This window comes from Virgibacillus profundi (assembly GCF_002287375.1).
Classification (GTDB): Bacteria; Bacillota; Bacilli; order Bacillales; family Amphibacillaceae; genus Virgibacillus_K; species Virgibacillus_K profundi.
Genome location: NZ_NPOA01000008.1, coordinates 24050 through 37998, shown reverse-complemented (window position 1 = coordinate 37998; position 13949 = coordinate 24050). Strand labels below are relative to the sequence as shown.

The 13949-nt window shown below is 35.5% G+C and carries 15 protein-coding genes, 1 tRNA gene and 1 pseudogene; 15 read left to right on the top strand and 2 right to left on the bottom strand.

The genetic code is table 11. From position 1 onward, the window contains the following. Positions 1-181 precede the first annotated feature (181 nt). From CIL05_RS12280 to CIL05_RS12255, 5 genes are all read left to right on the top strand, one after another. Positions 182-254 (top strand) — tRNA-Val (locus CIL05_RS12280). 291 nt (positions 255-545) lie between these two features. Then, positions 546-869, top strand: coding sequence for an ArsR/SmtB family transcription factor (locus CIL05_RS12275; RefSeq protein WP_095655836.1), 324 nt, complete (start codon positions 546-548; stop codon positions 867-869). 90 nt (positions 870-959) lie between these two features. Beyond that, positions 960-1484 carry an SRPBCC domain-containing protein gene (locus CIL05_RS12270; RefSeq protein ID WP_095655835.1) on the top strand — a complete coding sequence of 175 codons (525 nt, stop codon included), beginning with the start codon at positions 960-962 and terminating at the stop codon, positions 1482-1484. Between the two features lie 396 nt (positions 1485-1880). Beyond that, entirely contained in the window at positions 1881-2747 is an 867-nt protein-coding gene (locus CIL05_RS12260) for a polysaccharide deacetylase family protein (protein WP_165769118.1), read from the top strand. Between the two features lie 99 nt (positions 2748-2846). Next, on the top strand, positions 2847-2987 hold the full coding sequence (locus CIL05_RS12255; RefSeq protein ID WP_095655832.1) for a YpzI family protein: 141 nt from the start codon (positions 2847-2849) through the stop codon (positions 2985-2987). Positions 2988-3083: 96 nt separating this feature from the next. Here CIL05_RS12255 and CIL05_RS22250 read toward each other — a convergent pair whose 3' ends face one another. After that, entirely contained in the window at positions 3084-3260 is a 177-nt protein-coding gene (locus CIL05_RS22250; protein WP_165769117.1) for a hypothetical protein, read from the bottom strand. 400 nt (positions 3261-3660) lie between these two features. Here CIL05_RS22250 and CIL05_RS12250 point away from each other — a divergent pair, with 400 nt between their 5' ends. The 4 genes and pseudogenes from CIL05_RS12250 to ltrA all read left to right on the top strand — a co-directional run bounded on the left by CIL05_RS12250 (position 3661) and on the right by ltrA (position 8783). Beyond that, a complete protein-coding gene (locus tag CIL05_RS12250; protein WP_095655831.1) occupies positions 3661-4194 on the top strand; it encodes a dihydrofolate reductase family protein in 534 nt (177 codons plus the stop codon). An 89-nt stretch (positions 4195-4283) separates the two neighbouring features. Continuing rightward, positions 4284-5042: pseudogene (locus tag CIL05_RS12245) on the top strand (phosphotransferase family protein). Positions 5043-5228: 186 nt separating this feature from the next. After that, the gene (gene hemQ, locus CIL05_RS12240; RefSeq protein ID WP_095655830.1) at positions 5229-5972 is read left to right on the top strand and encodes a hydrogen peroxide-dependent heme synthase; all 744 of its coding nucleotides are present in this window, start codon (positions 5229-5231) and stop codon (positions 5970-5972) included. Positions 5973-6986: 1014 nt separating this feature from the next. Continuing rightward, positions 6987-8783 carry a group II intron reverse transcriptase/maturase gene (ltrA, locus tag CIL05_RS12230; protein ID WP_095655828.1) on the top strand — a complete coding sequence of 599 codons (1797 nt, stop codon included), beginning with the start codon at positions 6987-6989 and terminating at the stop codon, positions 8781-8783. 333 nt (positions 8784-9116) lie between these two features. Here ltrA and CIL05_RS12225 read toward each other — a convergent pair whose 3' ends face one another. Then, a complete protein-coding gene (locus CIL05_RS12225; protein WP_374705740.1) occupies positions 9117-9686 on the bottom strand; it encodes a biotin transporter BioY in 570 nt (189 codons plus the stop codon). 755 nt (positions 9687-10441) lie between these two features. Between CIL05_RS12225 and CIL05_RS12220 the strand changes: the two genes are divergently transcribed. The 6 genes from CIL05_RS12220 to CIL05_RS12195 all read left to right on the top strand — a co-directional run bounded on the left by CIL05_RS12220 (position 10442) and on the right by CIL05_RS12195 (position 13939). Then, positions 10442-10642 carry a hypothetical protein gene (locus CIL05_RS12220; protein ID WP_095655827.1) on the top strand — a complete coding sequence of 67 codons (201 nt, stop codon included), beginning with the start codon at positions 10442-10444 and terminating at the stop codon, positions 10640-10642. A gap of 93 nt (positions 10643-10735) precedes the next feature. Next, positions 10736-11008 carry a hypothetical protein gene (locus tag CIL05_RS12215; protein ID WP_095655826.1) on the top strand — a complete coding sequence of 91 codons (273 nt, stop codon included), beginning with the start codon at positions 10736-10738 and terminating at the stop codon, positions 11006-11008. 304 nt (positions 11009-11312) lie between these two features. Next, a complete protein-coding gene (locus CIL05_RS12210) occupies positions 11313-11519 on the top strand; it encodes a helix-turn-helix transcriptional regulator (protein WP_095655825.1) in 207 nt (68 codons plus the stop codon). A 2-nt stretch (positions 11520-11521) separates the two neighbouring features. Next, the gene (locus CIL05_RS12205) at positions 11522-12193 is read left to right on the top strand and encodes a DUF3169 family protein (RefSeq protein ID WP_240510191.1); all 672 of its coding nucleotides are present in this window, start codon (positions 11522-11524) and stop codon (positions 12191-12193) included. 245 nt (positions 12194-12438) lie between these two features. Further along, positions 12439-13227 (top strand): lipid II flippase Amj family protein, encoded by a 789-nt coding sequence (locus CIL05_RS12200; protein WP_095656011.1) that lies wholly within the window; start codon positions 12439-12441, stop codon positions 13225-13227. A gap of 193 nt (positions 13228-13420) precedes the next feature. After that, positions 13421-13939 carry a hypothetical protein gene (locus CIL05_RS12195; protein ID WP_095655823.1) on the top strand — a complete coding sequence of 173 codons (519 nt, stop codon included), beginning with the start codon at positions 13421-13423 and terminating at the stop codon, positions 13937-13939. Positions 13940-13949: the final 10 nt, after the last annotated feature.

Here is a 13949-nt window from a genome sequence, read left to right as displayed (position 1 = left end):
GTGGATGTATTGGGGTGGGGGAGTTCCTTGGCTCGTTTTTGCGTAAACAGTACATGGTGTGCAAACCAGTTTATACAACGTGTACTGATTGAAAGAATTGTGGCTTGGATCAATTAAAAGTAGATTTGTATTGACAGAAATTCTCAAATTATATATAGTTAATTTACAGCAAATTACATACGATTCCGTAGCTCAGCTGGGAGAGCGCATGCTTGACAGGCATGAGGTCGTTGGTTCGAGCCCAATCGGAATCACTAACCTAGAGAAGCGTCAACCCTTTATTATAAAGGGGTTGGCGCTTTTTATTTGGGTGATGGGTGATGTGCGGGGACGGTTCTCTTGTTTCAAATATTCCGATTGTATATAAAACTAAGTAAATTGAAACGGAAGAACCGTCCCCATGTTGCCACCAAGTGGTCCTATAGTAATCTCCTGATCCTTAAATAAAAGCAACTTATATAAGAACAGTGGTAAATACTATATCGCAAAGCTAAAATTTTAAATATTCCTTTATAAGAATATTCCTTGTATGATATATTGGAACCATGGAAAAGATATTGAGTGCTATTGCCGAGCCAAACAGACTAAACATCATTGAATTATTGCACGATGGCCCTTGTACAGTAGGGGAAATCGCTGAACAGCTTCGTCTTCGCCAGCCTCAAGTTTCCAAACACCTTCGAGTACTTTGTGAAGCAAGGCTCGTAGAGGTTCATCCAATGGCCAATCGTCGTATTTATAAATTACATGTTCAAGGGTTGAAAGAAATAGACAGTTGGATCGATTCCTTTAGACACTTGTGGGAAGACAGATTGGATCAATTGGAAGATTACCTAAAGGAACTGCAACGGAAGGAAAAGGGCGAATAAAAGACATATATCAAACAGTATGCTTTTAATACCTGTGAAGGAGGATTGTTTATCAAGAAGATAAATATATATAAATAAGGAGGAATATAAATGTCTGAAAAAAATGCGACAAATCGTTTGAACTCGTATGTTGATGGAAAGAAACTTGTATTGGAGAGAGTGTTTGATGCACCAAGGGAACTCGTCTTTAAAACCTTCTCGGAGCCAGAACATTTAGCAAACTGGTGGGGACCTACTGGCTGGAAAACAGAGAATAAAACATTTGATTTTAAGCCTGGAGGAGTTTGGCATTTTTGTATGACTTGTGAGGATAAAAAACAAAAAAATTTTTATGGTCAAAAATCTTGGGGAAAGGTTACCTACCATGAAATTATTGTACCAGAGAAGATTGTATACACAGATGCATTCTCTGATGAAGAAGGTAATGTTAGTCCAGATGCCCCTAAGCAATTCATTACTATGAACTTTGAAGAGCAGTCTGGGAAAACCAAGCTGATTATACAAAACCAATTTGAAACGGAAAAGGCACTTAAAGCCGTTATAGAGATGGGCTTAGAGGAAGGAATGTCCTCACAATTTAATGAACTTGATGAATATCTTAAACAAGTTATATAGGTAATCATTTTATAAAAAAATAAAATTAATATTTGTAAATAGAGAAACAGGCACCTATCTTGAATATGATCGGTGTCTTAATTTTTGGTGAAAATAAGTGAGTTACTTGTTTTGAGATAATTGGTACTAAGTAATACCAGCTAATAGTAAAAAAATATTCCACAATTGGCGCGATGTTTAATAAGAGTCTTTTTTCATCTTCAACTCTATTGTGCTTTAGTTGCGTAAAGACACACGGGGGACGGTTCTCTTGTTTCGAAAATTCCAATTGTGTATAAAATTGAGTGAATTGAAACGAAAGAACCGTCCCCATGTTTCCTTCCCGACTATAGGGATAAATTAAGGGTAATACCACATCCTAAACATTAGACTACAGAGATACGGAGGGTTATTGCATTGAACTATAAAAAAGGCGTATGTACGTTATTTAGCACTTTTTTGCTTTGCATCTTTCTTTCAGCTTGTCAACATTCAGACGAAGGGGATAGGAACTCCCGACCCCAACCGGAACAAACAAAGTACAATCAAGAGGCAGAAAATGAAAATCTGGATGACCAGCTACGGCTTGCAGGGGGTTCAGAAAAAAATGTTCGCCAGCCGCGCCCTGTTTCAAATAACAAATTACAAAAGGAGTATTCTAACATTGTTGTATTGCGTGGAGCTCTAACCGAAAATGAGGTAGCTCTAACATTTGATGATGGACCAGATATCCGATTTACTCCTCAGGTACTTGATGTGTTAGCTAAACATGATGTGAAAGCAACTTTTTTCCTACTAGGTTCCAGAGCAAAGGCACACAGAGAAATAGTAAAGCGAATTCAGGATGAAGGACATGCGATTGGAAACCACACCTATTGGCACCCGAATTTATCGGAAGAGGACTTAGGAAGATTACACTGGGAATTGATGGAAACGGAACAGGTTATTGCGGATATTACAGGATTTAAACCACGCCTCTTTCGCTCTCCATATGGCGCTTTAAACGAAGAGATCGTTAAAATGCTGGGTGAAGAAGGTAATACGGTTATTGGCTGGAATGTTGATTCTCTTGACTGGAAACAACCAGGTGCTGAAATTATATCAGATAATGTACTAAGTAACGTTGGTTTCGGCTCTATTATATTAATGCACGATGGTGGTGATTGGACCTTGGATCTATCTGGTACGGCTCAAGCTTTAGATGAAATCATTTCAAAACTAAAGGAGGATGGAACAAAGTTTGTCACGGTACCGGAATTAATCGGGGTACCTGAGGCGAAATAGCTGTGGCACAATAACCGAAAATAGCCTTATAAAAAAGTAAGTGCTTCAGCATGAATAATTTTTTCCAGGATACTCATGTTAAGTGCAGGAGGTGGTCAAATGGGAAGAGATCGTCAGGAAAAGAAGTTAAGAGAGAGTGGGCGTGTGGAATCAGATCGGGATGTAGGGCTTCGCTATAAAGGCTCAACGAAAATGTCCAGTCCTGAAGAAGCTAGAAAATTAAATGATGGTAGAAAGTAAAACAAAAAGCGATCAACTTAAATGAAAAGGGGATCGCTTTTGATTATTGTATTATTATCTTGAACAATCAACCACCAACAGTTTCAAAGAAGTTAACTAATGACTACTATTTTCAACACTTTCGTCAGTCTCAACTTCACCTGTTTTTTCCCGACCTCTTGTTCTCACTTCTGCAATACTTATACCTACAAGAAGTCCAATAAGCAAACCCCATTGGATTTCCCCCGCTATAAGGCTTGCAGCTTCAAAACCAACAATTCTACCAATAAGCATTATAATATATCGAGTATTTTACATATCATCACCTTTCGCATTATTCATCTATCCAGAAAAGTTCATCTAAAGATTGGTTCCTTTTTATTAGAATAATAGGATTCTTGGTTTAAAATCCATAGAAATTGTAATTTTTGTAAACCTATTTGTTAGATAAAATTGCTAGTATAAGTCTACATTTTGACCTACAATATTATTTGAAAATTCACACATAAGTTTACCAATAAATTGGAAAGCGATTGGTTTTCACTTGGTTTTATAATGTATTCTGAATATTTATGTTAAAATAAATTTAGAGATTGTGAATTTGTACTTAAAGTAACTAGCAGAAGAGTTGAAAGTGAAACTTTCATTATTAAGATAAAATAAGGACGTACATTCTTGTTTGTGGAGGGGTTTTATGAGCAAAAAACGAAATTTGGTATTATTTATTGCTACAAGTTTGGACGGATATATAGCTACAAAAGATGAGTCTTTAGATTGGTTATTTAGTGTTGAAGGTGAAGGGGATAATGGTTATTCGGAGTTTTATGATACTGTTGAAACAGTTTTGATTGGTAAAAAAACTTATGATTGGATAATGAGACACGAAACAGAAGAATTCCCATATAAAAACAAAGAGTGTTATGTTTTTACAAGGTCTACCGTTGAGGATACCGAAGATGTAAGTTTTATAAATGGAGATATAGCTAGTTTTATAAACCAACTTAAAAGCCAAGAGGGAAAAAATATTTGGATTGTTGGTGGAGGGGAATTACTACAAACTTTCATTAAAGAAAAATTAGTTGATGAAATAATCTTAACAGTAGCCCCAACTATAATTGGAAATGGAATTCCGCTATTTAGAGAAGGCGAATATCAACTAGACCTATCATTAAAAGGAACAAGAAACTTCAATCAGTTTGTAGAATTACATTATATCGTTAAAAATTAAAGGTAACAATTTCCAATTGCCTGGTGCATTAGCGAAAGAAGCAATATTGAGGTAAAGGGCAGGATAATTAAAATGTAGGGAGAAAACCAATGAATTTAGGTAATCCAATAGCAAGAGGAAATACTGCGAAAATTTATCTTTTCGACAACAAAATAGTTAAAGTTTTTAAAGACTATTTGCCCGAAACTGAATCCGTAAATGAAGCAAAGAAGCAAAACTATGCCTTTTCATGTGGGCTTCCTGTACCTGAAGTTTTAGATGTTACCAATATAAACGGACAACAAGCAATTATAATGGAATATATTAAGGGAGAGACATTAGGAAATTTATTTTTCAAAGATAAAGAACAAGCAGAGTGTTACCTGAATATTTCAGTCGATATGCAACTTCAAATTCATAGCATTATTCCAGAAACAATCGAATCAATGTATGATAAGTTATATCGTCAAATTGAGACAATAAATAATTTAGATAAAAGGCATAAATCTTATTTGTTAAAAAAACTGGAATCATTTACATTTGAGAATAGGCTCTGTCATGGTGACTTTCATTAATTTAATTTGATTAAAGAAAACAACCAAGTGGTAGCTTTAGATTGGGTTGATTCGAGTGCTGGAGATATTCGTGCTGATATATATCGGACTTATCTTTTATATTCCCAATTTTCATCTGAAATAGCAGATATGTACTTGCGACTTTATTGTGAAAAGAGTGGACTGTTAAGGTCTGAAATATTTCAATGGGCTCCAGTCATTGCTGGCGCAAGATTATCTGAAAATGTCTCATCTGAGAATTCGGAACGACTTATAAAGATTATAAATAAATACTGCCTAAATGAAAAAGGATAAGTCCCTACTATGCTCTAGCACAATTGAAAATAAAAAGGAAGAGGCTTTATTTCTTGGCTATGTGGGAAGCCATCACAAATATTTCAAATTATGTCCGTATTCACCGTGACATTTATCACACTTTTTCAGATATAAATATCCTATGATTAATATGCAGCATCCAAAATTTAAATAGGAGTGATAGTCATGGTAGAAACTGTAGAAACATTTGATGGCTGGTATGCATTACATGATTTTCGGACAATCGATTGGGAAAAATGGCAGCAAGCTTCTGAGGCACAGCGAAAAAGTGTGCTGGACGAATTTCACTCACTAGCTTCCGATTGGAAGACAATAACTAACGAAAAACAAGGGGATCAAGCTTTATTTTCCATTGTAGGACAAAAAGCTGATCTTATGTTTATGACACTGAGACCAACTATGAAAGATCTGAATAAATTTGAAAATAAATTCAATAAAACTGCACTGGCACACTATATGAAACCAGCATATTCTTATGTATCCATTATTGAAAAAAGTTCATATACAAAACCACAAACAGACCCATATGAGGATCCGGCAATGCTTAGTAAGTTATTTCCAAAAATACCTGAAACAGAATATATGTGTTTTTACCCAATGAGCAAACTGCGTGGGGAAACCAATAACTGGTTTACATTGCCTAAAGAGGAACGTGGCCGGATGATGCTTGATCATATAAAAACAGCAAAACCTTTTACAGAAGACGTAAAACGGATCATCACTGGCTCTATTGGTCTTGATGATTATGAATGGGGTGTTACATTATTTTGTGATGACCCACTGCAATTTAAAAAACTAATTTATGATACCAGGTTTGATGAAGTAAGTGCGAAATATGGGATTTTTGGTTCGTTTTATATTGGAAATCAACTTCCATTCAGGGAAGTTGATGAATATTTCTCGGTATAGGTTTTGGAGCATAAAAAAGGCTGCTCCGATATATAACCGGTTCTGTTGGCTACTGTTACCACAAAAATTTAAAAATGCAATGTAAAATGACTACTAAATTGTATATCAATTTGTAGTCATTTTTATGTTGATACAGAGACATCTGATTTTGTTACAGTCTTAAATTTGTATACCATTTCCTGTGACTCTACAGTGTATTCTGACTATTTATGTTAAAATAAATATAGAGATTGTGAAAGGTTGATCTTAAACTAACTGGCAGTTTAGTGAAAGAGTCCAGATTAATCTTTGTTCAGCAATCGGGCCAGCGCGACAAGTACTGTGATAAATGTCTTTCGGCATGAAAACACAGGAAATTTATAAAGAAAAATTTCAACTTTACAACTGAGGATAGGAATGACGAAACCATGTTTTCTAAAACTATCCCATCAATACTCCTGCGTGCGTCATGAAAGACAGTTCATGGGGTTCGAAATACAGGTAGAGTCGGCAAAAGGAAGGCTAGAGCCATTCTTTCGGAAAAAGGTATGCCAACTGATATGCCGGATGGCTGAAAAACTAGATATGGTTAGTATGTTCCCCTCTGAAGGAACTGACGAACTTCTGAATTTAAGGGTCTATAGATTGAACATAGTGAAAGCTATGTCCCATCCTACGGTGGGGTGAGTGGTGTAGAGTAAAATTTGGCCCTCTGAAATACATTATACTGAACAATGGCGGTATCAAGCTCACAGGCTTACAGGAAGCACCTACGTCTAGAACAGATAGCTATGTTGTAAGGTACTTGGGAAACAAGAGACGTTGAAATAAGGACTGTCATCCGAAACGGTTGCTATAAGGTAAAATCGAAATGTACTTGTTCTTGTGAAGGTAGGGGTACGACCAACGAAACTTCTGTAATGGAAATGGAGGAACAGCCCCAAGTCTAACGAATTAGAACGATTATTTTCTTCACGTGAATGACACCGATCGGGTAGGAATGTGGGAACATCACTCACTAGGAGGGATGCCACAGTGTCAACTTTGAGATATTGGGATTACTACAATATGACGGAAACTTTTACTGAGTTGTATGAAAAGGCTAGTAATAACGACACTTTCAATAATATCTACGATATTATTACATCTAGAGAAAATATCTTATTAGCTTTTCGCACAATCAAATCTAACAAAGGTTCTAAAACACCTGGTACAGATGGAAAAACCATCGATAATATAAAAGAGATTACGGAAAACGAATTAGTAAGTGTAATTCAAACAAAACTAGAAAACTACCAACCTAAGAAGGTCAGAAGAAAATGGATTGAAAAAGAGAACGGTAAATTGAGACCGCTTGGAATTCCTTCTATTCTTGACCGTATCATTCAACAATGCTTTAAACAGGTCCTTGAGCCAATCGCTGAAGCCTATTTCTACAAACATAGTTACGGCTTTAGACCGTTAAGGTCTACTCATCATGCTATGGCAAGGATCCAATTCTTAATTAATCACGCGCAACTACACTATGTGGTCGATGTTGATATAAAAGGATTTTTCGATAACGTGAACCATACACTGCTTACCAAACAGTTATGGAACTTAGGTATTCATGATAGAAAAGTTATAGCTTGTGTATCTAAAATGCCAAAAGCCGAGATTGACAAAGAAGGAATACCATCCAAAGGGGTTCTTCAAGGTGGTATCTTATCAACGCTGCTTTCTAACGTCGTACTAAACGACCTAGATCAATGGGTCGCGGGGCAATGGGAATTCTTCCCTCTTTCAAAAAACTATAAATCAAAAGTTGGAGAACGTTATGCCAAGAAACGTACAAACCTCAAAGAAGGATACCTTGTGCGTTATGCGGATGATTTTAAAATTCTTTGTCGTGATGGAAAAACAGCGCAAAAGTGGTATCACGCGGTTAGATTATATCTTAAAGAACGTTTAAAACTAGATATTTCACCAGAAAAGTCTCAAATCGTAAACTTGCGAAAGAGAGAATCTGAATTCTTAGGTTTTACGATTAAAGCGAATGTAAAAAGAAAGAAAAGAGTTGCCCATACGGGCATTAAACGTAGAAAACAGGAAAAACTCAAAGAACAAGCTAAAGTTCATATCCAACGGATAAAAGATTCCCCTACAACTCAAAATGCATTGCGCTTTAACAGTTTTGTTTTAGGTATTCACAACTATTTTAATCGTGCTACACACGTCAATCTAGAATTCTCACGTATTGCCTATGAATTAAAAGCCTTTCTGTATAATCGCCTTCGTCCTGTAGGAAAATATGGACATCCAATCAACCCTAGTAAGGTTTATAAAAAGTTCTATAGCACACAAGTTAAAACGTTCAAAATAGACGGGGTCCACCTATTTCCTATTGGCGATGTTAAAACAGTGAATGCAATGAATTTTAGTCCGAAACTATCTCTTTACACGGAAGAAGGCAGAAAGAAAATTTATGATAAACTAAAGCCGAATGTCGGGTTGGAAATCAGCAGACTGTTGAAAGCGAAAATTCCAGATAGAACCGTTGAATACATGGATAATCGCATAAGCCGTTTTAGTATGAAGATGGGAAAATGCGAAATCACAGGCTGGACTTTAACCGCAAATGAGGTTCATTGCCATCATTATACACCACCACATCTTGGGGGAACGGACAAATTCAACAATCTACGTATTCTTCATAAAGATATACATCGGATTATACATCGTAAAAATACAGATATTATCTCGTCAGAGATACAGAAATTCGAGTTAACTGATTCAATGATAAATAAACTAAATCAATACCGAATGGAATGTGGGCTTGAGAAGGTAGTTTAATTTCACGTCAAAAAGTAACGAAGAACTTATAATCTAGTATACATCAATAGATGGAGCGCCGAATGCTTGGAAACTAGCACGTTCGGTGCGGAGCAGGGGAAAAGCTGGAGATAACTTCAAAGGCTTACCTATTGCTACGATTGTTGAAGAACATGACCTTTTTTTACGACAGTATAGTGAAACCTTTTATGGAAGAAGCCCAGCTAAACTTCTTATGTAAAGGTAGCTGAGCTTTATAACCGGATTATGCAAATAACGCTTTAAATAAGTGCAAATTATCGGTCAAAGTGACACTTTTATGGTGCTTCTATTTTATTCAATTAGTGTTATAACTTATGCAACTTCTTTTGGCATATCTCCAAGCAGTTTTGCTTGTATCAGACGTCTTCTGACAACAATGCCAATCCAGCTGGCTAGAAATGCCTTAATGAATCCTACAGCAAGAAACGGGTATACTCCGGCAGCCAAGGAAGCACTCCATCCAAGATCCAGTACAAGTTTCAATTGAATAGTACCAAAAACCAGTGTTACAAACATTCCCATAATATTTGCGATGACAGCCATGGGGATTGTAAACCTTGTTTTTTCCAAAATGAGACCAGTAACGTACGCTGCGGCTATAAACCCAAAAATATATCCACCTGAAGGGCCTACAAGCACCTGTGGTCCCCCGCTGAATCCAGCGAATACCGGAAGGCCGACCGCTCCAATCGCCATATAGAGCACCATTGCCAATGATCCCTGACGGCTTCCAAGGATAGTTGCTGCAATCCCTACTGCCAGTGTCTGGCCACTGATTGGAATAAGCGGAAGCGGAATTTCCACCTGTGCAAGTATTGCAGTTATAGCGGCAAATATAGCGATCTTAAGCATAATTCTCAGTTTATTACCTTGTCGATTCAATGTAAACGTCCCCCTTTCGATTAAAAATTATTTTAATCGAAAGGGGGATGATTGTCAACCGATATAATTAAATGGTTTACAATATTACGTTCTACATATCGATCATTAAAAAGAAGTAGCACTTATTTCAAATTTAAGTTTCAATATGCATTGTTCGTGATAATGAAAAAAATACAGAAGTTGAAGTTCCACCACCTTGATATGATACTTCATCAAAGTTATTCAACTGTTTCTTTCTTGGTATGTTATTATATATTCAATTAATGGTCGCGCCAGCTTAGGAACCTTTATTTGATTTATGCAGCAATCAGGCGCGATTGCTAAATAAACGATTGCGTCCATATCTTACAGTCGGGCCATTTAACGTAAGAGGTGTATTAAGAATTAATTGTATAAGAAGACATACGCAATAATGCATCTTATAATAAAGTCATCTTCCACAAACGGGCGCTTTTCTTTAAAAAGAAGGCGTCTTTCTGTAATGAGTCAGATTCCAGAAAAATACATTTAGGGGATTAGATCATGTTAATGTGAAAAAGAAATTGTGAAGGTTTATACTTAAACTCTATGGTGCGTTAGCCTAAGTGCCTTGATTTGACTATGCCGCAATCGGGCGCGATAATGGCATAGAAACCTGCTAACTAATTACGTATAAGGGTGCAATAGCCGAATAAGTCTGTGCCATAAAAAGGCCAATTTATGGAATAGTGTAGTGTTAAAATTAAAATAAATCGTCTATGATGGGGGGGCTCAATTTGTCACCAAGAAAGCTAGATAACAGAGGAATTGTTTTAATGATATCTCGAACAATAATCACAATAATTCTGATCTTTGGTATATACACTTTTTTTAATAAGGAACCAATCGCTGCTAAATTACTTGCAATGGGTGGTTCTATTGGACTTCTGTTTTTATTAATTATGTCCTTTAGGTCGTCACCAGCATCAAGTAATTAATCATCTATTTAGTTCCTTTAACGGGTGCTTTAATTAAACAATTATATGCTTGAACAAGGCCATTTAGCAGAGTAACTGAGAGGTGGTATGAATATGGCAACTAACTATTCTATACAAAAACGTGCTTGGTATTTAAAAAAAGGCTGGGTATATGCAATGTGCTTTATAACACCACCTATTGGTTTTATTAATGTTTTATTGAATCAGAATCGTTGGCAACGTGATGAAAAACAATTATATTTAGGCATTGCTATAATAATGGGGATTTTTTGGCTTCTAAAGTTTTTTCAGTTTTGGGTTTCAATAGCATTTGCTATTGTCGCATATTTAGTTATCCTTATATGGCCAAAAGATTCAAAAGAATAATAGTTAGCAAAGTATTAAACAAACGGACGCGATTGTGGAATAAAAATTCTCATTTCTTTATTGTGCTAACGGGTGCTTTAGCACAACAAGGAGATCGTCAATAAGGCGGTCTTTTTTACTTAAGGGGCAGGTTTGTTCAACAAGAACTATCTCTTATTGTGTTAACTGAAGGATTGTTTAAAATTCAAATTATCAATACTTTAAAGTGAAAATATTTAAGTTTAAATAATGTTTTATAAATAATATTGACTAATATCGTTGTCAAAATGACTATGGTAATATATAATGTGCTCGAGGTGATAAAATGAAAACTCGGCTTAAGGAATTACGTGCTAGAGATGGTCTTAATCAAACCGAGTTAGCCAAACGAGCGAGAATTTCTCGGCAAACTGTAAGTTTAATTGAGAGAAATGAATATATGCCATCCTTATTAATTGCAGTAAAAATTGCAAATGTATTTCAAGAACCAATTAACAATGTATTTATTTTTAGTGAGGAGGAACTGTCTTGAAAATGTTAATTGTTTATATTGCTTTCTTATTATTTGGGCTATATGAATTGTTTGCTAGCTTTAATCATCAATTATTCGAAGCTAATCTATTAATGATTTCCAATTTAGTTGTTATTATTTGTTTAATATTCGCTCGTTTTAATGTACATAAAGCAGAGCAAGGTAGCTTAATGAAAGTACATATGGATATAGAAGATATTCATCAAGTCACATTAGAAAGAATCGCTTATAATGCTGCGACTTATATTCAAATCGCACTTTCCCTTTCCTTTACCGCAACTCTTGTAGGATTTTTACTGTTGAGGGATACCCAACCAGTTATTGTTCTTTGGAGTGGCATACTATTGTTGATATCGTTTGTAAGTTTATTTCCAAGTGAAAAGATTGTTAGTATTACAAATCCGAATTTTAAATTTCCTGACCCTCAATCGAAAAATTATGAACAAGAATATTTTAATCAATTTGATGATGGTGAAAAATATGTCATGCTAAAAGGTCTGTATGGGCTATATTCACTTGTTACCTTGTGTCTTGTTCTTTTAGCATTCGCCTTAATGTTTTACTCTATCTTTACAGATAATTCACAGTTAGTCAGTATTATTGGCATTGGTATATTGTTGTTGCTTATTCAGGTAAGGTATACAAGTAGTTTAAAACCAAGTAAATTAGAATAGATTTTGAAAATTTATAGCCTTATTGAAAAGCCAATTAGAGTTCATATTGTGCTAAACTGGTGCAATAGTTTAATCAAGACGATCATTGAATTGATTGTCTTTTAGTTTTGGTAAAACAATTGGAATATTATGCTATTATTGATTTACAAAGATCCACTGCTAACAAAGCAGTAGGGTTTAGGATTAATCAAACAAATAAAATGGAGTAGGTAATGTCTTTGGAATATATCACAACACAATTAATAATGATTGCATTATTTATCTTAATCATTCATTCAATCGAAACACTAGCATATTCCGTACGTTTATCAGGTGCAAGGGTGAAACTATTAGCATCGGCTCTTTCCCTATTTAACGTGATGGTAATGGTTTCAAGGTTAGCGAATATGATGCAACAGCCTTTTACAGGAAGTTTGATAGATAATGCACCAAAAGAAAATGCTCTAGAATTCGTTGCTAGTCAATATCGAATTCTAATTGGTTCTGCAACATTAGGAACAATTATTGGTCTACTTTTATTACCAACATTTATTGCTATTTTTTCTAGAGCAATCATACATCTAGCAGAGGAACGAGGGTCTATTCCTGCGTTATTGAAAAAAGGGTTTACTATACCTTACTTAAAACGTGCAGGAAAACATATTCATTTACCTAGATATGCTTATTTAAAAGATATGAACTGGCGGGATATACCGATTAAATTATTTTGCACTAATATGTTGATTACGGCAATTTATACAATAGGAGTATTATCTGCACTATATGCAGCGTTGCTTGCACCTGAACGGGCCACAACAGCTGTAATGGCATCGGGTTTAATTAATGGTGTAGCCACAATCTTACTCATTGTCTTTATCGATCCTAAAATTTCAATCCTTGCAGATGATGTGATTAACCAAAAGGGAAGCTATGTTAGTTTAAAAAGTGCTTCTATTATGATGGTAACATCAAGGTTATTAGGAACACTGTTAGCACAAGTGTTATTCATTCCAGGTGCAAAGTATATTGCTTGGTTTACTCAGTTCATTGTGTAGTAAAGAAAATACATATGTATTATTACTAACCTTAGATAATTGAAGGGAAATTGTGAAGTAATACACTTACACTATCTGGTGCTTTAACACAATAAGGAGATTGTCGGTATGGGAGCCTACTCTGAGCTATCGGGCAGTTTAGTTGGGGACACTACCACGTTGAAAGTTCACTGGGACAAATGGGGGTCTTGATTTGAAAAAACATTGGAAATTGGGGTTGCTGTGTATTGTGATATTCCTTACGGGTGCCTTGTATATGAATATTGGATTTCCTTGGGATTATCTTAAAATGAAAGATGATTTTAATAAACATTTAACTCAATACGAAACTGAGATGACATTGAAAGACATCCGTTACGATTTCTTACATGATGAGTATCACGGCAAAGCACATCCCAAAAACAACCCTGACCTTCAATTTCACATCGGGCAAAATCAACGCACGGGGGAAATTGAGGATGATTATAAATTCGAACGAATACGGTTAAAGGCTAACCAAGAGGTTAGTGCAATTTTAGAGAGGTATTTACCACAACGCATCAAACCAGCTTCCGAAATCGAAGTGGTTGCCTTCGATACAAAAGCCCTGGAAATTAACGTATTAACAAAAAAAGTTGTTGATGCACAAACAAAAGAAAAAATAAAACAGTCAATTATTGAAATAGGGTATCTGCCAGAACAACTATTTTTTGAAACAAAAAGCAGAGAATAATTGCTACTTT